Below are 20,612 nucleotides of genomic sequence, written 5' to 3'. Positions count from 1 at the left end.
CGAGGTCGATCCTTGGCAGAGTGTTTCCAGTGGAAACACCCAGCTTGCCGTCGGCGCCGAGGTCGTTCCTTGGCAGAGTGATGCGGGCCGCAACACTAAAAAACACGACGCCCGACCGAGACTTTCTCATGGCTCATCACCCCGCTCGGATGGCACGCTCGATCCGTGCCTGGGCCGAATGAGGTCCTTGAGCCGGCTGAGGACCTCGCTCCCTGTCCGGGTATCCCCCCTGGGCTGGACCTGAGGCTGTGTAGGCGCTATGGGGCTTGATGGTGCCGGAGCACGAATGGGGCGTTCCGTTGCGGGGATGGTTCGCTCAGCCGGTTCTTCCGGAGTCCAAGAAGCGTTGAACTTGCCCTGGACTGCACGCTGGATGAGCGTCATGAGGTAGCCGAACGGATTGCCGACGGTTCCGCCGGCACATCGGTGCTGCCACTGCTCGATGATGGGTAGCCGAAGATCCTCCGACACCCGTCGGAGCGCGCTTACGGCTTGGATCCGTTGCTCGGCCTCCAGTCCGTTCAGGAGATCCTGCCAGTTCGGATGTGCGTCCTCGCGTGCTCGCGGTTGTACTGGCTTTTTACATACAGAATCTTGTTTGTATGTATACGTACTATATGAGTTCGGCATCCGAACCAAGGGCGTACTCGGCGGATTCTGTCTGGGTTCGGCATCCGAACTCAGCGGTAAAGCGCATTGCTTGTTGCTGATTTCACTGAGTTCGGCATCCGAACTCGGGGTTGAATGAGGTAGATCGGGCAGAGTTCGGATGCCGAACTCTGCCGCTGGATCCGCTTCGAGCTGACTATCGATAGCCCATTGCTGGTGGTTCAATCGTCCCTCGAGCTTCTCCAGATGGGTTGGGAGGCGGCGACCCACGTCCGGGTCATCCCTGAACTCCCGCCAGATGATCTGCCCGATTTCGCGTATGGCTCGGTTGCCGTGGCCGGTGGATTGGCTCAGCAACTGCATGTAGTCGGTGTCCAGCTCCAAGGCTTCGGCTGGAGAGACAGGCTCGTCGTGAAGGATGTAAACGTTGCCCTGGACCTGTCCGTTGAGGTCGTTGCGTAGGCGTCGGCCGAGGCTGAGCCAGCGGGTCAGACGAAGGACCGTGAGTGCCTTGGCGATGGTTTCGCGCGAGGCGATCTTGCCCGGCTGCATACCGAGGTAGGGGCGTAGTTGCTCGTATGTCGGGAACGCGGTCAGCCCGTCGTCGTTGATGAGCAGGCGGAACACTTGCCAGCAGTTCCGCTCCAGCGGGGTGAGGCGTTTATCCAGCAGCAGGCGCCGAGGAACGGTTTCATGCGGGTTGCCGCTGAAAATGATACCGGAATATTGTTGAGCCAGCGGTTCGCCGCTTTCGGCAGCGAGCCGCTTCTTAAACAAGTGGTCCTCGAGATGTCCCGAGGCCGAGTCCAGCAAGGTCGAAATGGGAAAGCGCGACAGCCTCATTGTCATGGTGTCGTATCGCCTTCCGACTGAACCAGGTTGAGGAGTTGCTGCTGCGCAGGCTCAATCTCCAGGGCGGGACTCTGTGGCGGGTGAGCCGCAGGCGAGGGGAGGTGAGCGCTGACGCTGGCCAGGTAAAGGGTGGTGGGCTTGGCCTGTCCTTTCCTGTTTGGTTGATAGAGGTTGTCTTTCAACCAGCTCTGGATGAGAGACCACACAATGGCGAGGCTGATGAATTCTGGACTGTCTTGTTCGATTCCGGCGTTGATTTCCTCGGTGAGGATCATCGCGATGTCCAGCAACTCCATGCTGTCCTCGAGGCGGACCTGGTTTTCATGCATCAGGTGCTCCCAGCGGAACCAAATCTGGCGCTCGATCTGTTCATCGAGCTGCCGCCAGCGACCGCGGCGCGGGTGGATCTCCAGCATCAAGCGCTTGGTGGCGGTGTCCTCCGGCGACAGACCGAAAAAGCTCTGGATCATCGTTGTGGTGGCTCCCAGCTTCAGTGCGCGTTCGATCTGCAGGTCTTCCTGCGCGCTGCGCTCGGCTGTGGCCAGGATCTTCTCCATGACGTCGATGTTCACTCTGACGTCTACCCAGGAAACCGGGGTATTGGTCAGGATGCTCATGACGGCAGGCTGTTGGAGCTGAGCCAGAATCTCCGGCCGCAGCCCCATCTCGGCACAACGCCTGAGCTGGCCGTTGCGCAGGTGGTTGAGCACCTGCGTCAGGACCGCTTCATTGATCAACGACTTCGACATGTCGATCCCTCCCCAAATCGTGCGAAATCACTGGTCAGTAGCTGCTTGCTCGAAGGCGGTCGGCGGCAGCTCAAGGTCAACCAGGCGTCGGGCAAGACGAATGATCCGGAACAGTTTCACCAGGGCTTCGTCATTGAGACGGCCTGCCTGGCTGGATGGCTGATCGCTTGTGGTGGGTTGGCCCAGCAGCAACTGAGCTAGGCCAGCTGAGAACTGGAATTCACCCAGTGCATCGCGGCAGGTCTGTTGATCGTGAGTGTTCAGAACGACTTGGACCTGGCCGCTGAGCGCTTGAAGCAACGTCATGAGGTGCAGCGCTGAATCAGTAATCTCACGGTCTTCATTGGGCTCGCGATACGTGTAACCCACACCGCCCTGGATCCTGACGATCTCGCCTGGGGCGCCGACGTGCAGAGCGATCTCTTCAGCCAGGTCAGCGATGTGCTGTCGCAAGATCTCGGGGGTATCGATCGACCGCTCGATGTACCAGAGGTCGGTGATCGGGTGCAGACCGCCGACTTGCACTGGGATTGCCTGCAGGGCTGTTTCATCGAAGACAGGTAGATGTTCACCCTCAAGGCCGGCAAGCCGTTGGCGAGTCTGCTGGATCCTGGTCGATACCGGGCTCACGATATGGCCTGCCAAGACCGCTGCACGCTCCTCGTCGGTCAGTTGCTGTTGTTGGACTGGTGGCGGCGGAGCTGGCAGGGTAGATGTACCCGGGGGGCTCTTGGTCTTGGACGTTTGGAGGCCGGTAGCGGGGCTCTGTATTTGTGCTTGCCCAGTAGACGACGCAGCAGGGTTTTCCTGCCCAACTGGTGGAATTTCAGGTGGCCCGGCAGGTGTGGGCAGGTCGACCAGAGTGCTGCGGCGTTGTTCCTGCTGCCCGTTGGTGATCTCGAGCAGGATCTGGTCATAACGCAGGCCCAAGGGACGCTTCATCTGGTCGATGAGTTCGTCCTGGAATCGGTCGAATATGAATTCGTCAGGGCTACTGTCGAAGATTGCCAGGGTGTCCTGGAACAGCATCTCGAAGTCGATGCCTTCGCCGGCGTATAGACGTGTCCAGCAGGAAGAGGCTGACTTTCTGAGTGACAGGAGTTTTTCGATTTGAGGTTTGCCGAGTCCCGAATACAGCATCACAGGGATGGCTGGCAGCAGTATCTCAACGGCATCCAACATCTTGCTGATGTGTGAGGGTGAAACAGGATAGCCGTCATCGGTGAGCTTCCGAGATAGCTCGCGGATGCCGACCGGTTCTCCTTTCTCCTCCTCATACAAGGCTTTCGCTTTCTGAATGCCGACGGCCCGCTCGATGAACTTGAGGTCGCCCTTCAAATCGTTTTCGGCCAGGTGACCGGTGAGCGCGATGATTTCGCCGCGCTGCTGATCCCAGGGGCGGAATAGGCAGTTGAAGCGGAAGTAACGCTCGTCGCCGGTCTCTTTGTAGAGCTCGTTGAGAATTTCCAGGCGAGTGTTTCCGCCGTTGCGAATGCGGTATTTGTCTTCGCCAGGGCGTCGAGTCACTGGTGGCGGCGTATCGAGGCCTCGATGCCGGATCGATTCTTTCAACTCATCGTATTTCGGGTTTCGAGTGGTCCGGGGGTTATCGTGCCAGGGGAGGACCTGGTCGAGCGTCAGGACCATGGGCGTGTCGCTGACTGGGTCCGACAGCTGCTCCAGAACCTTGGGCGGCGCGGTAAAACCAGGGGCAAGTAGCCGGTCTTTCAGATCTTGCGGGTTGATCTTGGCCATACTCATGCCTCCGCCACCTGAGGCGCGTTCGCCGCCGCCAGCTCTGCCTGCAGACGCTGGTTCTTGGCGAGGAGCTCGTCGACCATTCGGTTTGCTCGCGCGAGTTCTTCCTCGAGCTCGTTGCTGCGCTCCAGTCGGTAGACGATCTCGCTGTTGGCCGAGCGGTGGTTATGCGCGGCCTTTTGCTTGAGCTGATCGCGGAGCCCTTGCGGCATGCGTACAACAAACTTGTCTTCTGCGTGTTTGCGGCTGATCGAAGTAACGTTCTTCATGTTGTTCTCCTGCAGATCGCTCAGTAATGAGCGGCCGTGGTCTGGAATGAGGGCGATGGAGACGCATTACTGGCCTGGAAGAAGTCCAGTTGTGCCAACCCCTCAAGCGCTGCGCTGTTGAGCCAGAGGCATTCGATTCGCTCTCTGGAGCCGTCTGCATAGGCGTGGCGGTCGACTCTGTGCCAGGTGATGTAGAGCTCGTCGTAGAGGGGGCAGGGATATCCGGAGAGCACCACCATGCCGCGCAGCCGTTTGAGGAGTGCCGCCAGCTCCTTGTGCTGGTTGTCGTCCATTTCGTACCGGTACGACTTGCCGGTGGCGTTGTGGCGCACCTTCGTGCTGCGGGTCGAGTGGACGTAGGGCGGGTCCACGTAGTGCAGCGTATTCGGCCGGTCGTGATACTCCATCAGCGCGAGGGCGTCGCGGTTCTCGATCACCACGCCCTGCAGGCGTTCTGTTATCGCGGTCAGCGTGTCGGGGTAGTTGCGCCAGTCCAGTGCAGGTCCGGTACCGGATCTGGTCGAGGTTGAGCGGAACCCTGTACGTTCGCCGGACGCAGCTGCGGTACCGAAACCTTGCAAGCTTCGGATAACCATCCGCCGCGCGCGCTCGAGCGGATCGGTTGTTTCGACGTAGCTGGCTTCGAACTCTTCCCGGGCAAACGGGGTAAGCGCCAGGGCCTGGCGCAGTTCCTCACCGTGATCCCGCGCGACGCGGAACAGGTTCACCACGTCCCCGTCGAGGTCGTTATAGATCTCGGCGTAGCTGCGGGCTTTCCGGAGCAGGACGGAGGCTGCGCCGCCGAAGGGCTCGACGTAAGTGTGATGTGGCGCCAGGTGCTGGATGATCCAGGGAGCAAGTTTCCACTTGCCTCCGTGGTAGCGCAGGATTGGGCGACGAACCCCTTTCATGACGTGCTCTCCTGCTCCGCCTTGCGGCGCTTGAGCTGGTCGCGAAGCTGAGTGGGGAGACTGCTGATCCGCAGCGTGTCGCGCTCCTCGTCGTACTCGATCCTGGAGCCCAGCAGGTGCGCCTCGAAGCTGATCGACAGGCCCTCGGCGCGGCCGGTGAAGCGGCGGAACTGGTTGAGGGTGCGCTTGTCCGCCGGGATTTCCGGCGACAGGCCGTAGTCCTTGTTACGGATGTAGTCGTAGAACGCCCGCGGTTGCTGGTCGTCCATCAGTTCCGAGAGCGCGTCGAGGGTCATCGGCTCGCCGATGCGCGCCTGCGAGGTGGCGTAGTCGACCAGCGTCTCGGTCTTCTCGCGGGCCTGTTCCTCGGCCATGTCCTCGCTTTCCACGAAATCGCTGAAGGCTTTCAGCAGGGTGCGCGTCTCGCTCGGCGAATCCACCCCTTCCTGGCAGCCGATGAAGTCGCGGAAATAGTCGGAGACCTTCTTCCCGCCCTTGCCCTTGATGAACGAGATGTACTGCTTCGACTGCTTGTTGTTGCGCCATTCGGAAATATTGATCCGCGCGGCCAGGTGCAACTGGGCGAGGTCCAGGTGGCGCGACGGGGTGACCTCCAGCGACTCGTTCACCGCCACACCTTCGCTGTGGTGCAGCAGGGCGATCGCCAGGTAATCGGTCATGCCTTGCTGATAGTGGGCGAACAGGATGTGGCCGCCGGTGGAGAGATTGGACTCCTCCATCAGCTTCTGCAGGTGCTCGACCGCTTCGCGGCTGAAGCCGACGAAGTCGCGGTCGCCCTCCAGGTAATCGCCGAGCCAGCCGCTGAACGGGTAGGCCCCGGACTCGCCCTGGAAGAAGCCCCAGGCCTTGTTCTTGGCGTTGTAGCTTTCGTTGAGGTCGGCCAGCAGGTTCTCGATGGCCTGGGAGTCGCCCAGCTCGGCGTCGCGTGCGTGGAGCATGGCCGGGGTGCCGTCGGGCTTCTTCTCGATCAGGTGGACGATGGCGTGTTTGATAGGCATCAGAAAGACTCCTGGTTCAGGGAACGCTGCCTGTCGGCTCGACGGAGCAGGGCGCGGGCATTGAGCTCGCCGCGTGCGTCGCTTGGCGTGGAAGAAATGAAGATCGAGGCGCAGCCGATCTTGCTGAGCTTCAAGTGGCCGCCTGCGGAGCGGTCGACGCTCCAGCCTTCTGCTTGAGCGAAGGCCACCAGCCGGCGAACGCTTTCCCGGGCGCCGCGAAGGAAACTACGCATTCGTGGTCTCCTCGCTGTTGAGCTGCAGCCAGGTCTCCATCTCTGCAAGGGAGCGGGGAAGGCTATCGGTGGCGGCGGCATCCAGGAGACGTTTCACCAGCGCCTGAAGGCTGCGACGATCGCTCTGCCGGCTGCAGGCCAGGTCGTCATGCGCGGAACGCAGCATGCGGACCTCTGTGCGCAGTTGAGTGCATACGTCGTCAGTTGCTACTGGTGCCGTTGACGCGACAGGTGACCGCGACCGTGTCCTGAGGCGGTTTTCCCACTCCTCCCTTGCTGCCGAGAAGCGATGGCCACGACCTACACTCCAACCGCTGGTCCAGTAGCGCGACTTTCCGCAGTCAGGGCAGGGCTGTGCGCCGCTGCCATCCAGGTGATAGCCGCAGTTCAGACAGATCCACGAAGGACCTTCACGCAACTTGAGCTCGAGCATCAGCTCGCCTTTCTGGAAGTGCTCGAGCGGTCGGTAGGCAGTGACGTCAGCCATCGCACGCTACCTCCTTGGGATTGCCACAGGACAGCTCCCAGCGGCTCTCGACGCGCTTTTCGTGGTCGCCTGCCTGTGCCGGCATACGGGTGATGTAGGCGTTGTCCTCGCCAAACAGCCGTTCGGCAAGGCGGGAGGCTGCAACCTTGTCGCTCCAGGTGCAGGTCGCACGCTGCTTCTGAATGGTATTGGTCCAGAAGCCGGCGCCATCGAACTTGACGATGCACTGATAGGTCTGGGACGCCTTCATGATTCGGCCTCCTTGCTGAGTGCATCACCGACCTGAACGGCCACCAGTTCGGGCAACTCCGGCTCATGCCCGGGATAGTTGTTGGCCAACTGATGCAGGAACTCGCGCGCGGCGTCCTTGCTGCCTGCAATGCGGAACACGGCGGTGAGGTGCTGGGAGTCCTGAGTGCCGCAGCAGAGGTACGGCACCAGGCTCACTTTCAGCGAGCAACTGAACAGGTGTCGCGGGATCCATACCGACCAGAAGTAAGCCGAAAGCAATTGCCCCGGAGCGCGCGTAGTGACCACCAGGGTCCCGGCCTGGGTGGTCGAGATTTCGATGTACCCCAGTTCCTCCAGCTCACGAAGCTCTCGCTCCATCGAACTGGGTGCGACCGTGCTCTCGTCCCGCGAAAGGCGCGAGATCACTTGGCTGAGGGCGTCCAGCTCGATGGGGTTGACCCCAACGTGATTGGCATGAACCACTGCCGAGTCGGTGAACGCGGCCGAGGCGTGGATACTCGGAAAGCGGGCTTCAGTGTTCATCAAAGACAGCCTCCAACTGATGGACGTCGTAGCTCCCGCAGCAGGGGCAGACCAACACCTCGGCTTCTCCTTCTGGGGTGTTCTCGGCGGGGAGAACCTGGCGCACCAAGTGGTGTGGGTGGTGCCGGCCACAATTCATGCACTGGTGGGTGACCAGGTGCTGGGAAGTGTTCATGCATGGGCTCCTTGCCGGCGTGGGCCAGCAACTGGCAGTTGAAGATGAGATGAAAAATGAGGTTGCAGGACCGGTAGCGCTGAAGGCGTGACGGTCGCTGCTAAAAGGGAGCCGGACGCATCCGGTGGTAAGGTCGGCGGTGCGAACCAAAACCAGACAGACCACAGGAGGTCCGGCATGAACGCAGGCAAAGAGGGGATGTCGCAGGGTGTAAAGGCGTACGAGCGCATACTCACCCGCCTAATCGAGCGATATAGGAAGGACAATGGTTTGGAAAAGGACCAGCCGCTGGCCACTGAAGATGTAGTGGTGCTCCAGCAGCAGTATTTGCTCAACGTCTTGGGCACTGCACTTGCAGAGAAGTACAGTTGGCCCCTGGGTGAGGTCGTCGCGATCGATTTCGCGCTCATAAGACGCTACTCCTGGACGCCGCCGCAGGTGCAGGCGCTGTCTCCTGCTCATAAATGGCTAGCCATTTGCGATGAGCTGGAGCCGCTTCATGTCCCGGAAGAGGCGCGTCGGGTGTGGCGCGATGAGAGACAGGTGTGGGGACCAGTTCCCATAGATAGTAGGAAGGACGACCTCGAGGTGTGGCGGGAAGCGTTTGCCCAGTAGTATCCGTGGACGAGCTAGAGGTCATTGGAACGGTCGCTCTCTCACCCCATTCGTAGTCTGCTGGCGGACTGTTCCAGCTCTCCCAGAGAGGCCGCCCCCTCAGCTCAATGATGAGTTCGTCATGAGCGGCCAGGATGGCTGCACGCTGGGTTGGCAGGTCCAGGGCTTGGCTGGGGTCGTCAAGCGCGAAGGCGAGCGTCTGCCGGCACAGGCCAAGGGCCTGTAGGTAAGGTTGCAGGCCTGCGCTTGGCCAGGCGTCCTCGATCTGCGAGGTCGTCCAGCCTTTGTCGGTAAGTGCTTGGCGTAGGGCTCCCTCTAATGCCGAAGCCCGAACGAACGGCCGGGTCGTCCGGTCGAGCCCCGTTAACCAGAGTACGGGGCTCGGCCCTTCGTGGGTCCGCAACTGTGCGACGGCGCTTTGCAGTGCCTTCAAGACAGAGTAAGCATTCGTCTGAGCGACTTGTCGCTCGAGCTGGCGCTGCCTGAGCCAGGTCGCATCGATACCCAGGAAAGAAAAGGTGTGCTGCAGTTGCCTGAAGATATCTTGCATCAGGGGAACGAGATTAGCCTTCGACAGCCCCAGTCGTTCGTAGTGGGGGAGCCGTGCCAAATGAGCTCGCAGGAAGGCCTCTGCCTGTGCTTCGCCATGAAAACCACTGGGCTCGGCCATGAGTGACTCGATCAGTGCATGGGACAGGTCTTGGAGCCAGTCTGGACTTGGACTCTGGGCGCAAGGCTGGGGAGGATTGGTAGCAGGTTGCTGGTCACGCATGACTAGACTCCTTGCCGGCTCCCGCCGGCGAGAGATCGGAGGGGAGGGCAGGGACGGCAGGGCGTCGTGCAGCCTGTGGCCACAGGCGCGAAAGGGAGCCGGACGCATCCGGTGGTAAGGTTGGCGTCGCCAAACAAACCCACCCAGACCACAGGAGGTCCGGCATGAAGAACGAATACCGCTTTGGATACGACGAGATGCTTATCCAGATCCAGGCATGCGTTCCTGACTCACAAAAGGGGGACGGATTGCCTATGACGATGGCCAGAGCGCAATGGATAAGCCAAGTCTTTGTGCTGTGTACCCTTGGTAACTCACTGGCACGTGACAAAGGCTGGAGGCTATGGGGCATGGATGCCATTGAGTATGCGCTCATGCGTTGCTACTCCTGGCCACTGGAAACCATTCGGGAGATGCCAATTCGGGATAGGTGGCTAGCACTGCATGAAGAGCTGGCGGATTTGCAATGGGATGAAGAGGCTCAGCAGGTATGGCTAGCGAAGATCGAACCAGTGCTGCCAGGCGCACCGGGGACGGACTACGACGTCTGGCGTTCGGATGCGCCAGGATTTCAATTACCCCAAGCTCCTGGCTATCTAGTGGTCCGGTAACGAATGCTTCGGGTCTCGAGCGCTTATCGGGCCAAATCTGTTCGGGGTCGATCCTGACCACCGTGGAAAAGCGATAGCCGTGCTCCTGCCAGTGCAAGACTGCCCCGCACCGGTGACTAATCAATCCCTCCTGCTCGAGCCGCTGAGCTACCCAGCTTGGGCGTAGCCCTCCGTATGGAATGTCTTCACGGCTGTTAAGAACGTACTCGATGACACCGTGGATGAGGGCAGCACTGGGAACAAGTAGGCAGGCATCCAATAGCCAGGCATTGGCGGCGGACCCGTCATACACCCGTCCGCGGTGGCAGAAGTTCTGCAAGGCTTGTATCCATTCGGCGCTCGCTATCGAGGGGGGATTGTTAGCGGGCTGCTGGTCACGCATGACTAGACTCCTTGCCGGCTCCCGCCGGCGAGAGATCGGAAGTTCAATGAAGGGGCTCACGCAAGAGCTCCCTGCCAAGTTGGTGCAAGGTCGGCGAAGCGGGTCTGGTTGGCGATGAAGGCGGTGTGAACGGTGCCGATAGGGCCGTTGCGGTACTTGCCGATGATGATTTCGGCGATGCCCTTGGCCTCGGTGTTGGGGTGGTAGACCTCGTCGCGGTACACGAACATGATCACGTCCGCGTCCTGCTCGATTGCGCCGCTCTCGCGCAGGTCCGCGCTGTTCGGCCGCTTGTTCGGCCGGTTTTCCAAGCCGCGATTGAGCTGGGACAGGGCCACGACGGGGCAATCCATTTCCTTGGCCAGTGCTTTCAGCGAGCGGGAGATTTCCGAGATCTCGGTGGCTCGGTTTTCCAGGCCTGGGCAGCGCATCAGCTGCAGGTAGTCGACCAGGATCAGTACGGGGTGACCGTACTTCCTGGCTGCGCGGCGAACCTTGGCGCGCAGCTCTGTCGGCGTCAGGTTGCTCTGGTCGTTGATAACCAGCCGGCTGCCATAGTCGTTTATGCGCTGGATCGCGAGAGACAGCCTGGGCCAATCCTCCTCCTGCAGTTGGCCCTTCATCAGCTTGCCCAGGTCCAGGTGGCCGAACAGGGCGGTAAGCCTGAACAGCAACTGCTCTGCCGGCATTTCCATGCTGTAAACCTGGACAGACTTCTGTTGGTCGCTCTGCAGCGCCGCGTCGATCAGGTTGAGGGCAAACGACGTCTTGCCCATCGAGGGGCGGGCACCGACGATGATGAGATCCGATTTCTGTAGTCCGCCGGTGAGTTCGTCGAGATCCTTCAGGCCTGTCGGGACCCCCGTTACCGTCACGTTGTTGTTGAAGCGGTAATCGATGGTGTCGACGATCTTCGTGAGGCTCTTGTTGATATCGACGAAATCGGCGTTGTGGTGGTCCTGGCCGAGGGCGAACAGCTTCTGCTCAATCTCCTCCTGAACCTCAGAGGGATTTGCCTGGTGGTTCGAGGCGGTCCTGGTGCAGTGGTGCCCGAGAGACATCAACTGCCGCAGGTGCGCCCGATCGCGAACGATCTGCGCGTAAGCCTCGATATTGGCCACGGAGGGCGTGTTGTCGGCGAGCTGGCCGAGGTAGGCCAGCCCGCCGGCTTCTGGAAGGTCTTCGATCGCTTCCGACACAGTCACGACATCAAACGGAGCATCTTTTGCGGCCAACTCGCTGATGGCGGTGAAGATCAGCCGATGCTCATGCCGGAAGAAGTCCTCCTTCTGCAACTGATCGCCGACAATGTCCCATGCCGCGTTGTCCAGCATCAGGCCGCCGAGTACCCCTTGCTCCGCCTCGACGGAGTGCGGCGGCGTAAGTTCCAGAACACTCACTTCGAGTCCTCCCGGCCGATCTGCAGAAACGTGCTTCCGCTGCCGTCCGGGGAGCCGATGATCTCCAGCGCTTTCACTTCCACCTTGGCGGACTCGATGATCACCGAACCCACATGAGCCACCGCTTTCGCGCGTTCGATATCCAGGGGCTTGTCTTCGTCAAGCAGCCCTTCGATGGTGGCAAAGAGGTGATTTCGCAGATCCTCAATCTTGTTCTTCATGCTCGACCTCCTGAATGGTGCGCTTGAGCTTGCTGATGACGCGGATTGCGCTCTTCAGCTCAGGTGGATAGCGATGGATGGAGTTGCGGCGCATGCGTTCGGCCCGGGTGATGAGCTCCAGGTTGTCGATGACGACGTTCTGCTTGTTGTTGTCCTTGAAGCAGACGCAATGGCCGGTTGGGATGGGGCCGAAGTGTTCTTCCCAGAGCAGGATGTGGATGCCCTTCCAGTCCCGGGGGGGATAGCCGGTATCCGAGATCTTTCGTTGCAGGTAGCCATCAGCGCTGATCCGCGTGCTGCCGACTGGGAGCCATGTGTGGGGCTTTTGCCCCTTCTTGAACCGAGTTGCGCTGCCCCAGTCCTGCCGGATCTTCTTGGAGAACTCGGGGCTTTTTTTCAGCCCGAGCCGATACGCTTTGGAGCAGATCTGCTGGAGCGTTTTGTTCAACCTGGCTGCCAGGACCTCGTTCGGCATATCCGGATACAGGCGCAGCAGCACCAGTTCCTGTTCGGCGGTCCAGGTTTCGCGGATGCAGCGCTCCTCTCGGTTGCTGAATTTGCGGCGGGCACGCACCAGGGCCTCGTAGGCGATGGTCGAGAGAGCAGAGCGAGTCATCGGGAACCTCCCTGCTCGAGCGCGCCCTGAACTCGCCGGCTGACGCCGCGGTGCAGGCGAGTGTTTTTGCCGTGCTCCCAGCCTGCGTGCAGCGAAGCCTGGTCATAGGCCAGGGGCTTCGTCGGCGCTGCCGGCTCCAGGAGTTTCAGCTCCGGATGGTGTAGTTCGAGGTAGGCCTTGATGGCTGCTTGAGTCGACTCGTCCGGCCTGCCGGCAAAGTCACGTACCAGCGAACGCACTGCGAGAAGCCAGCCTTCGACGAAGAGCTTGCTGCGACGGCGCTTGGTCGACAGCTTGCAGCGCTTCTGTTGAGCGACATGAGCCGAGCGCGCCGCCACCAGTTGGTGGTGGAGCGTAGAGTAGGCGTGAGCGGCTAGCTCAGGGCCGATCCCTCGGCCCATGAACTTGAACGTCCAGCCCGCTGGCATCGCGTAAGCAGCCAGGTAGTCGCAGCCGAAGGAACTGGCGCAGATCCCGGCCAGGTCATGCAGCCACGGTGCTGGAGAGCGCCTGGTACGTGTGGGTACGCACGCGGTTTCCACCGTGTGGGCCGAGATCTCCGCATCGCTGAGGTCGAACTGGCGCTTCAGGATCGCGGCTTGGCGCAATGCGGTTTCCGCCTCGTTCGGCGTGGCCCCCTTGGCATTCGCCAGGGCCATCAGCTTCTCGACCTTGGCGAGGACTTTTTGCTTGTCCATTACGCGCCCCCCTTGCAGCAGGTTGAGCCCTGCTCGGTGGCGGAGTGGCTTTTTGCACTTGGGCGCCTGTTCCAGTCGACCTGTGCTGAATACCTCGCTGTTACCGGGTCTGGCTCGCAGTAGGACGGCCCCACGTGGACCTCGCAATCCAGACACTCAACGGCACAGTTCCAGGCACCAGAGTCAAACTGCTCGGGTTCCAGCATACGAATGTTCGTGCTGCCGCAGAGCGGGCAGGGCTTGAGCAATGGCGTGCGCGACAGATAATCGCGGCGAACGATGCCGCGTTCATCCCTGGCCTCAATTCGATAGGCTACCGGCTCCTGCTTCTCCTGCTTCTCCTGCTTCTCCAGTTCCGCCAGCTTGGACTCAAGCGAGGCGACCCTTGCCAGGGCGGCGTCGCGCTGATTCAAGGCCTTGGCACAAGCCTCGCTGAGCAGGCGCTCATGCTGTTCTGCTGCCGCATCAAGATCGATTGGGCTGAGGCTCTCTGCGAGGGGCCTCACGTACTGGCACACCGGGCCGTTCTCGGTATCGTGGATAGACAGCACGAACCAACCGGAGCCTTCGGGCCGCGTTGGGATCCACTCGCTGTATCGTTGGTCCGATCGTGCAGAGTCGTAGAGGCGAGGCGCATCCGACTCCATGAAGACGGTCTGCAACTCAAGGCCAAGCCGGCGCAGCGTTTCCTGCGCTTCGTTGGAAGAGCAGTTGTCGGCCAGGTCCGGATAGTTCGGATGGGTCCAGAAGCCGAACTGATCGCGCTCGACCAGGTGGGCTTGAATCATAGGTTTCATGCCAGGCCCCCCACGCTCATGCCGAGCACCGCACTTGCCTCGGCGGCCAGTTGCTGGCCTTCAGTGCTTGGTGAGCTGCCGACGAAGAGCATCAGCCGCTCGATGACCCTCACAGTGTCCTGCGAGGGTTGGGAGAACTCGGCCAGGTGATCGATGGCAGTCGCGATATTCCAGATGGCCCTGTTCATGTCCCGCTGGACCACGTGGATCGAGCTGGCATTGGCCGCGATGGCCAGTTGCGACTTCGTCTGCAACAGTAGGTCGTGGGCGATTTGGAGCAGGGCGTTCTGCAGGGACTGTCCACAGGCACGCTGCTGATCGCGAACGGGAGCGACCAGACCCTGCAACATCGCAGCACCTTCAGCCTCGATTTGCAGATTCTCGGAAGCACCGGCGGCAGCGCCTGCTTTGGCCATGTAGCCTTGCACGTAGGCGTCGAACTGGGTCTCGGCGATCAAGCTCAGGAGGAGGTTGTTGCGGTTCTGGAGGTTCATATGGAGCCCTCCGGAGCCGATTGCAGAGCGTCTTTCCAGAGCCGAAGGGTTTCCTGCTCCTCGCTGGTCAGAGCGATTTGAGCGGTGCAGTCAGCGACCTTCTGCTTGATGACGCGCAGACGCTCCTCGACTTCACTGCCATCGTCGTAGGCGATTTCGTCGGTCAGGCTTTGAATGAATTCACTGCGCAGACATCCTACCCAACTGGCGAAATACTCGGCCTCACTGCGCCAACCGATGTCCCTCTTGGGGCGCTCCAGCCAACCTTTCAGTCTTGAGTGGAGTTCTCGGGTGGAGTACAGGGGATCGAACACCTTGGCCCGGTTGTAGATCAGCGCGATCTGCAGTATTTCCAGCCGCTCTTCGAGCGTGTTTGCCGGAAGCGGGTAGTTCGAGGCGACCAGTTGCTTGGCCAGGCGCCCACGCAGCTCACGCCGTTTCTTGGCTTGTTTCTCGTCGCGATCACGCTTTTCCTTCGCATGCTCGATCTGCTTGTTCACCGAGTCGAGCAAACGCGCAGCGTCTTGTAGGAGCTGCTTTTGTTCGAAGCTCAAGTAGCCACCCAGCTTCCCGAACAGGTCGGTACCGCCACCAGTCAGCTTGCGTATTTCTCGCGCAGCGCCGGTCAACTTGGCCTGTTGGCTCCGAAGGTCGGCGGCGCTGCCGAACTTGTTCAGTTGCAGCACAAGTTCCGCGTCGACGTCGCGGGCTTGGGTGATAGGAGTCTTCGCCATGTCAGCGCCCTCCCTTGACCAGTGCTGCAACCGCCTCCGGCGTCAGCGCCAGGAAGCGGTCAGTCCACTCGGGAAAGACCTCGATGGCCAGGTTGCGGATGATTTCCAGCGCGGGCGCTGATGTGCGATTGGAGGGTTGCCGCGTTTCGAGGCGGTGCGCTGGTAGCCCGCGCGATGCTGCGTTGCGAAACACGACGGCATCCGGGACAGTCGTTTCGAGCACAGAAATGTCCTGATGCTCATCGAAGATGGCACGCACATTCTCGTGAATTGCCCGGGAGTCATTGGTCTGGTCCAGGCAGTTGATGACGATCTGAACATTGGGGATCCGCATGCCGAGACGCTCATAGGGGCGTAGGCCGTCGAGCATTTGCATGGTGCCGCGGTTGAACTCACGGGCGGTAAGCATGTTGGGTTGGAGGGGGGAAACAACCAGGTCCGATGCAAGCACAACCATTTCGAGCAAAGCTGAGCGCGCACCCTGGGTGTCGATCAGCACCAGGTCGTAGCCTTCTTTCAGAGCGGGCATCAGGTTCGCCAGGCGTAGCCGGCCATCGGGTGCCTGGAGCAGTAGGTTGTTGAGCTGATTGTTCTGGTCGTTGGAAATCACGACGTCCAGGTTGGGGATAATCGTCCTGGAGATGATCCTCGCCGGGTCCGTTATGTTGGCGGCGAGCAGGTCGTAGATGCCGCCCTGGGCAACTTCCGGAAGCTCGTAGTACGAGGATAGGGAGGGCTGGACGGGGTCCAGATCGATGAGGAGGGTTTTTAGGCCGGCATCGGCGCAGATCGCACCGAGGTTGGCGGTGGTGGTAGTCTTGCCTGCACCACCCTTCGTGGAAATGACCGAAGTCGCTATCATGTTCTCAGCCTCTAATGTGGGGTCATTAGAGGCTGCGGCGGTAGTAGTTCTGGCTTCTTCCTGATGAGGGTTCTAGGCCTGCAACCAATTATCTTTTAACCAATTGGTCGTAGGTTCGAATCCTACACGACCCACCATTTTCTACGGGGCGAGTTGCGTAGGTCTAGGAAGGGGGTGTTGCACCGTTCTAGCCTTGCAGCCGTCTGGGCCGAACATTAGGCTCGCATTGACGTGATGTCAATATGGAATAGCCCGCCTTTCTAGGTGGGCTTTTCTGTTTCTAAGGCCCTGAAACCATTCTGCAGGCGTAGCAATGCGCCCTCGACGTAATCAGCGATTACAGAGGGTACTGCGGTGTTGGCCTTGAAACTGTGGGGCTCTGCCAGCATGCCGGCGCTGGAATCCAGGCGCTCTCGGTAATTCCAGATTTTTCCTACAGGCCTAGCGAACTGCTGGGAGGTGCGGCTACCTTTCGTCCGGTAGCCGGCCCCTCAGTACCGGTATCGCTAGGCGAGACTGCTTCGGGCAGTAGATCCCCATCCACCAGATCCGCTTGTTGCAGCGGGAGCCGCGGATGCCGAGGCGGCACGGTTCGATAAGTGTTGAGCCATCAGAGTGAACAGCACGCTTTGCTCGAAGGTGTCAGGTGGCTGTGGTAGCGCTTCTGCTTCCCACGCGGTTGGGCCTCCCTGAATGCCTGTCCCTGGCGTGTGCTCCCTTGGTTCTGCAGGCTCTGTCCTGACCTCCGGTGGCGGTGCTTCACTCACTCGAGCGAGAGGTTGCCCGCATGGCTTCGGTTTGGCAGAGGCTTGCGGGGAGCCGCTGAAATCCACCTTCCTGACATTCTCCAGCGCGCCTTGGGCCAGGCTTCTAGCATGCAGCACGGCACGCATGTGATCGTAGTCGGCCTCGATGTAGCTCATCGTGGTCTGGATGTTCGAGTGGTTGAGCAGGCACTTCGTGAGGTGGATGTTCCGCTCGGGTGCCTTCATCAAGTCGGTGGCCAGGGTGTGCCGGAAACGGTGCGGGGTCATCCGCACCCCAACCTTCTCGGTCAACTTCCGGTACATGGCTTCGACCTGGTCGGAGTTCATCACCTTGCTCTTGTAGTGCGGTGAGAACCGGTTGACGTTGAACAACTGGTCGTCATCGGCGAATCCGGCTCTATCGGCCTCTTGCAGGAGCCTCGATAGGTGAGGCACAAGCCCCTCCGTTATTGGCACAACGAACTCTTTGTGAGTCTTCTCTGTCTCGCCGCGGATGAGGATCAGTTGATTATCCCAGTCGATGTCGCGCTTGCGGATGCACAGCAGCGCATTCAACCGGATGCCGGTGTAGTAGAAGACCTCGAACGTGCAAAGCCAGAACCAGGCGGGAGTGATGCGTGCGCGATCGCCAGTGCAGCGCTCGGCGCCGACCTGCATGTTGAGCCAATTGCGGGCGCGCAGGATGGCTTCGGCTGCGACGGTTTTGCTTGCTCGCCTGGGGGGGATGACGGTGGTCTTTCTGAACGGGTTGACTTGGGAGTGAGTCACCAGCTCGTGCTCGATGGCATAGCCCCAGATCGTTCGCAGATGATTCGAATACGTGTTCCAGCTCCGCTTCGACAGGCCTTGTTCCAGGACCTTGCGCCGCCATCCCAGCACAGACCTGTGGTCCACCTCCTGTACGGTTGCCGTAGGGCCGAAGTGCTTGAGCAGCGCCTTGGTCGCGGCGCGGTAGATCTTCGCGCTGGCTTCTCGGAGATCGTGCGCGAAGATGTACTCCTCGGTGAGCTGCTGCGGCGTCATTCCACACCTCCTTCGGCATCGGTGATGACCGTGAGGCTTGGGTTGTCCAGAGGCTGCACAGGGAACAGCAGTTTGGGATCCTGGAGCAGGTAAGCCTTGAGCTCCTTCGTCTTGCGAGGACCAGAAACCTTGATGGTCCAGATGTTCAGGTTTTTACTGGTCTTCCGGTGAAGCCCTTGTTTCTCGAACGCGCGCTGCACCAGCTTCCAGCCGGTCGTCTCCTTGGCCTGGGCCAGCTTTTCGAGCTCTGGATGCTCCTGGACATAACGCTTGAAGATTCCTGGCGTGACCAGCATGGCGGTCCCGTCGACGGTATGCACCAAAGCCTTGGTGTCGTTGATGAACAGGCGACGGGTCGCGATACCAGATTTCATCCAGCCAATGAATCCCTGTCCCAGATCAGTGCTTCTGCTAGGCATAAATACATCTTCAATTGCTTCAGGAGCGCAATCTGTTGGCTCCTTGGTCCCTAGTGGCTGCTGTAGGTTCTCCTCCCCGCGTGTGTTCGTAGGAGAAGCAGCCGGCGAGTCGTGGCTAGTGTCTAGCTCTTCTGGTGGCGAATTGATATTACCAAGAAGTGCATACAAATCGTCTGTTTCTTCTTGATCATCAGTTGAGGGTTTCGCAATCGCCCGCGTCTCGTTTGCCGGTTTCGCAACGCTCGGCTCAGGTTGATGGAGCGTCATCTTCGTTTCTGGTGCTTGCTGCTGTTCAGCCGGCTCGTTGGGAATTTCACAGGTCGTTTCCGGCTTTTCCGTTGAGGCGGTTCCATCTTCAACGACCAGTGATCCGCTGTAGGGTGAGGGGCGCTCGGCAGCATCTGTCCAGATCAAGGCTGGAGCAATCTTGAGCAGCGTGAACTTGTTTCTCCATCCAGCACCGTTGTCTACCGTGGCCGTCCAGATGGCTTTGTCCTCGGCGTTGGTCTGGATGACGGCCTGATCCTGGAGCATGTTGAAGAACGGCGAGTTGGAGGAGGGCACCCCTTCGATACCCTGGGCCAGCAAGTAGGCTCTCAGTTGATCGGCTGCAGGCTTGCTCACCAGCCAGAGTGCGTCCTGGGTCAGCCATCCATCGGACGGACCGCCAGGTTGATTCAGCTTGAACTTGTCCTTCACCAGGAAGCGAAGGCCGTCTGCCAACTGCCGCTGCAGCGACTGCTTCGGTGCAGCCTGCGCTCGATCCGGATTGCCTCCCAGCTCCTGTGCAACTGAGGCCTGGTCTGCCTTCACGATGATCTCGCCGAGGATCCCGGCGTGCTCGTACTGCCCAGCGAACAGGTAGATCAATTGAGCCCACAGCTCTGGAAAGCGACTGAGCCAATCGAGTGCCGTGCGCGGTAGCAGTTGGTGGATGAGGAGTGCTGAGGCAGCGCCGTGGAGCTGGTATTCGCGGGACTTCACGTACTTGAAGCGGTATGGCTGGTTGATCGGTCCGTTCCAAGGGTGCCAGGTGCTGCCGTCCTGCAGCTCCACCTGCAGGTCTACGACGATCTTGCCTAGGTCGTGAGCCAGGGCACCATAAGCCGCGGCGGCTGACCAGGCTTCAGCCTGGGCTGACTGTGACTCCGGCGCTGCGCCGATCGGGAGCAGGTAGGTCTGTCGTACCTTGAGTGCGTAGGCCACGATCTCCTGGCCGTGATCGATCATCCCGCCTGGATGGGCATGGTGATGGTTTTCTGAAGCTGGGAGCTGCTGGACCAGCTCGGCATAGTTGGCCAATGGCCGCCGGTAGATCTCCTCGAATTGCTGCTTGGATAGCGAGGCACGCTGCCAGATGTTCTCCAGTAGCTGCCGGCGCCGAGGCGTGCCGAGCAGCTCCGTACTGCTCAGAGGAGGGAGGAATCCCTCTGGGGCAGCTTTGGTTGGTGGGCTGGGGGACGGCTTCCTGGATATCCAGGAAAGGAGTTGAAACATGGGAGGCTCCATGACGATTCATGGAGCGGGCTTTTCCGCCAGATCAGGGGCTGGCAACAACGATAAAACAACGGTAGCGGGGAAGGGTATTTTGTTGGCAATGTGCCATCTTCAGGCAGTGCTTCCCACCGGTTTCGGTATTGACAGCACACTGCATAGTGATTTTGACCCAAAGCGGACATGCATCGGTGCCATCCACCCAGGAATCCATTGCAGCTCTTGGCCTGATTGGATCTAGTCATTTTATTTTGCGTAAACCGCTGCTCTTCATGATCCATTCGCTTAAAACTGGCCCGCTAGATCGCTTTTGACCAGATGACTCCGGCCAGCTACCGCTCCCCCGGTGACAACTCCATCCTCGCCGGTCTCGCGACCTGCTAGAGCGGCCGGTACTTCACCGTCTTGCATTCCAGCAGCTAGCCCGCAGCAGAGACAGATAGTCTGTACACCGTAAGGCCTCTGAGCGTGCCAACTGCCGGGTGTCTCCTGATGGTTGGCGGTTGAGCCCAAATTGCCGATACTGACGATCTGCCAGTATCGGATATAGGAAGGGTTGGGCTCATGGCAAGGAAGCGCAGAGGAAGGAAGTCGAACGCATCTGGCGGTTTGGTTTTAGCCGCCATCTTCGTCGTGATCCTTGCATCGATTCCCAAGACTGTATGGTTTCTCATCGGCATCGCGCTGGTATTGGGGGGAATCATTTGGCTGATTGCCAAGCTTGTCGCTGACTCAAAGCCTCTTGCTAATCGCGCCCCTCCTGTCAAGGTTGATCAGGTCGCGTCCACTAAGCCTGTAAAGCTTGCGAAGCCTGCCAAGCCAACTAAGCCTCCTACTCCGGTTGCCGCAGCCCCTCGTGCGACGAAGCCAG

23 protein-coding genes are annotated in these 20,612 nt (G+C 60.1%); 2 read left to right on the top strand and 21 right to left on the bottom strand.

All coding sequences use genetic code 11. The features are described from left to right. Positions 1–126: 126 nt before the first annotated feature. The 11 genes from PSPA7_RS21155 to PSPA7_RS21105 are packed head-to-tail and all read right to left on the bottom strand — an operon-like array spanning position 127 to position 7,836. Positions 127–1,452 (bottom strand): STY4528 family pathogenicity island replication protein, encoded by a 1,326-nt coding sequence (locus PSPA7_RS21155; RefSeq protein WP_041025393.1) that lies wholly within the window; start codon positions 1,450–1,452, stop codon positions 127–129. A gap of 2 nt (positions 1,453–1,454) precedes the next feature. Then, a complete protein-coding gene (locus tag PSPA7_RS21150; protein WP_012076849.1) occupies positions 1,455–2,210 on the bottom strand; it encodes a DUF2857 domain-containing protein in 756 nt (251 codons plus the stop codon). Between the two features lie 27 nt (positions 2,211–2,237). After that, positions 2,238–3,971 carry a ParB family protein gene (locus PSPA7_RS21145; protein WP_041025392.1) on the bottom strand — a complete coding sequence of 578 codons (1,734 nt, stop codon included), beginning with the start codon at positions 3,969–3,971 and terminating at the stop codon, positions 2,238–2,240. After that, positions 3,968–4,237, bottom strand: a complete 270-nt coding sequence (tprA, locus tag PSPA7_RS21140) for an ICE element conjugation transcription factor TprA (RefSeq protein ID WP_012076847.1) — start codon at positions 4,235–4,237, stop codon at positions 3,968–3,970. The genes PSPA7_RS21145 and tprA overlap by 4 nt, the downstream gene beginning before the upstream one ends. A 20-nt stretch (positions 4,238–4,257) precedes the next feature. Continuing rightward, positions 4,258–5,148, bottom strand: coding sequence for a DNA adenine methylase (locus tag PSPA7_RS21135; protein ID WP_012076846.1), 891 nt, complete (start codon positions 5,146–5,148; stop codon positions 4,258–4,260). Continuing rightward, positions 5,145–6,167: a nucleoid-associated protein YejK gene (gene yejK, locus PSPA7_RS21130; protein WP_012076845.1), complete on the bottom strand. Its 1,023-nt coding sequence runs from the start codon at positions 6,165–6,167 to the stop codon at positions 5,145–5,147. The genes PSPA7_RS21135 and yejK overlap by 4 nt, the downstream gene beginning before the upstream one ends. Further along, positions 6,167–6,400: a hypothetical protein gene (locus tag PSPA7_RS21125; protein ID WP_003103841.1), complete on the bottom strand. Its 234-nt coding sequence runs from the start codon at positions 6,398–6,400 to the stop codon at positions 6,167–6,169. The genes yejK and PSPA7_RS21125 overlap by 1 nt, the downstream gene beginning before the upstream one ends. Further along, positions 6,393–6,887 carry a hypothetical protein gene (locus PSPA7_RS32175; protein WP_004347979.1) on the bottom strand — a complete coding sequence of 165 codons (495 nt, stop codon included), beginning with the start codon at positions 6,885–6,887 and terminating at the stop codon, positions 6,393–6,395. Before PSPA7_RS32175 ends, PSPA7_RS21125 begins: the two co-directional genes overlap by 8 nt. Further along, positions 6,880–7,137, bottom strand: a complete 258-nt coding sequence (locus PSPA7_RS21115) for a hypothetical protein (protein WP_012076844.1) — start codon at positions 7,135–7,137, stop codon at positions 6,880–6,882. The genes PSPA7_RS32175 and PSPA7_RS21115 overlap by 8 nt, the downstream gene beginning before the upstream one ends. Next, a complete protein-coding gene (locus PSPA7_RS21110) occupies positions 7,134–7,661 on the bottom strand; it encodes a hypothetical protein (protein ID WP_003120967.1) in 528 nt (175 codons plus the stop codon). The genes PSPA7_RS21115 and PSPA7_RS21110 overlap by 4 nt, the downstream gene beginning before the upstream one ends. After that, complete coding sequence (locus PSPA7_RS21105; protein ID WP_010792222.1) at positions 7,651–7,836, bottom strand: hypothetical protein; 186 nt, start codon at positions 7,834–7,836, stop codon at positions 7,651–7,653. Before PSPA7_RS21105 ends, PSPA7_RS21110 begins: the two co-directional genes overlap by 11 nt. Positions 7,837–8,013: 177 nt before the next feature. Here PSPA7_RS21105 and PSPA7_RS21100 point away from each other — a divergent pair, with 177 nt between their 5' ends. Continuing rightward, positions 8,014–8,451 (top strand): hypothetical protein, encoded by a 438-nt coding sequence (locus tag PSPA7_RS21100; protein WP_010792221.1) that lies wholly within the window; start codon positions 8,014–8,016, stop codon positions 8,449–8,451. Positions 8,452–9,387: 936 nt separating this feature from the next. Further along, complete coding sequence (locus PSPA7_RS32510; RefSeq protein WP_021263367.1) at positions 9,388–9,834, top strand: hypothetical protein; 447 nt, start codon at positions 9,388–9,390, stop codon at positions 9,832–9,834. Positions 9,835–10,272: 438 nt separating this feature from the next. On the opposite strand, the gene dnaB is transcribed toward PSPA7_RS32510, so the two are convergent. From dnaB to mobH, 10 genes are all read right to left on the bottom strand, one after another. Next, positions 10,273–11,616, bottom strand: a complete 1,344-nt coding sequence (gene dnaB / locus PSPA7_RS21090) for a replicative DNA helicase (RefSeq protein ID WP_012076842.1) — start codon at positions 11,614–11,616, stop codon at positions 10,273–10,275. Then, positions 11,613–11,837, bottom strand: a complete 225-nt coding sequence (locus tag PSPA7_RS21085) for a hypothetical protein (protein WP_012076841.1) — start codon at positions 11,835–11,837, stop codon at positions 11,613–11,615. The genes dnaB and PSPA7_RS21085 overlap by 4 nt, the downstream gene beginning before the upstream one ends. Beyond that, positions 11,821–12,453 carry an HNH endonuclease signature motif containing protein gene (locus PSPA7_RS21080; RefSeq protein ID WP_012076840.1) on the bottom strand — a complete coding sequence of 211 codons (633 nt, stop codon included), beginning with the start codon at positions 12,451–12,453 and terminating at the stop codon, positions 11,821–11,823. The genes PSPA7_RS21085 and PSPA7_RS21080 overlap by 17 nt, the downstream gene beginning before the upstream one ends. Further along, positions 12,450–13,151 (bottom strand): DUF2786 domain-containing protein, encoded by a 702-nt coding sequence (locus PSPA7_RS21075; protein ID WP_012076839.1) that lies wholly within the window; start codon positions 13,149–13,151, stop codon positions 12,450–12,452. The genes PSPA7_RS21080 and PSPA7_RS21075 overlap by 4 nt, the downstream gene beginning before the upstream one ends. After that, positions 13,151–13,939 carry a Lar family restriction alleviation protein gene (locus PSPA7_RS31385; RefSeq protein WP_012076838.1) on the bottom strand — a complete coding sequence of 263 codons (789 nt, stop codon included), beginning with the start codon at positions 13,937–13,939 and terminating at the stop codon, positions 13,151–13,153. Before PSPA7_RS31385 ends, PSPA7_RS21075 begins: the two co-directional genes overlap by 1 nt. 5 nt (positions 13,940–13,944) lie before the next feature. Beyond that, on the bottom strand, positions 13,945–14,442 hold the full coding sequence (locus tag PSPA7_RS21065; protein ID WP_012076837.1) for a hypothetical protein: 498 nt from the start codon (positions 14,440–14,442) through the stop codon (positions 13,945–13,947). Next, on the bottom strand, positions 14,439–15,176 hold the full coding sequence (locus PSPA7_RS21060) for a hypothetical protein (RefSeq protein ID WP_012076836.1): 738 nt from the start codon (positions 15,174–15,176) through the stop codon (positions 14,439–14,441). Before PSPA7_RS21060 ends, PSPA7_RS21065 begins: the two co-directional genes overlap by 4 nt. 1 nt (position 15,177) lies before the next feature. Further along, positions 15,178–16,038 carry a ParA family protein gene (locus PSPA7_RS21055; protein WP_012076835.1) on the bottom strand — a complete coding sequence of 287 codons (861 nt, stop codon included), beginning with the start codon at positions 16,036–16,038 and terminating at the stop codon, positions 15,178–15,180. Positions 16,039–16,544: 506 nt separating this feature from the next. Then, positions 16,545–17,828 (bottom strand): site-specific integrase, encoded by a 1,284-nt coding sequence (locus PSPA7_RS21045; RefSeq protein ID WP_012076833.1) that lies wholly within the window; start codon positions 17,826–17,828, stop codon positions 16,545–16,547. Beyond that, positions 17,825–19,744, bottom strand: a complete 1,920-nt coding sequence (mobH, locus tag PSPA7_RS21040) for a MobH family relaxase (RefSeq protein WP_012076832.1) — start codon at positions 19,742–19,744, stop codon at positions 17,825–17,827. Before mobH ends, PSPA7_RS21045 begins: the two co-directional genes overlap by 4 nt. Positions 19,745–20,612 lie beyond the last annotated feature (868 nt).

The sequence above is a fragment of the Pseudomonas paraeruginosa PA7 genome (assembly GCF_000017205.1).
In the GTDB taxonomy this organism is placed as follows: Bacteria; Pseudomonadota; Gammaproteobacteria; order Pseudomonadales; family Pseudomonadaceae; genus Pseudomonas; species Pseudomonas paraeruginosa.
This window is presented reverse-complemented; position numbering and strand designations above follow the sequence as displayed.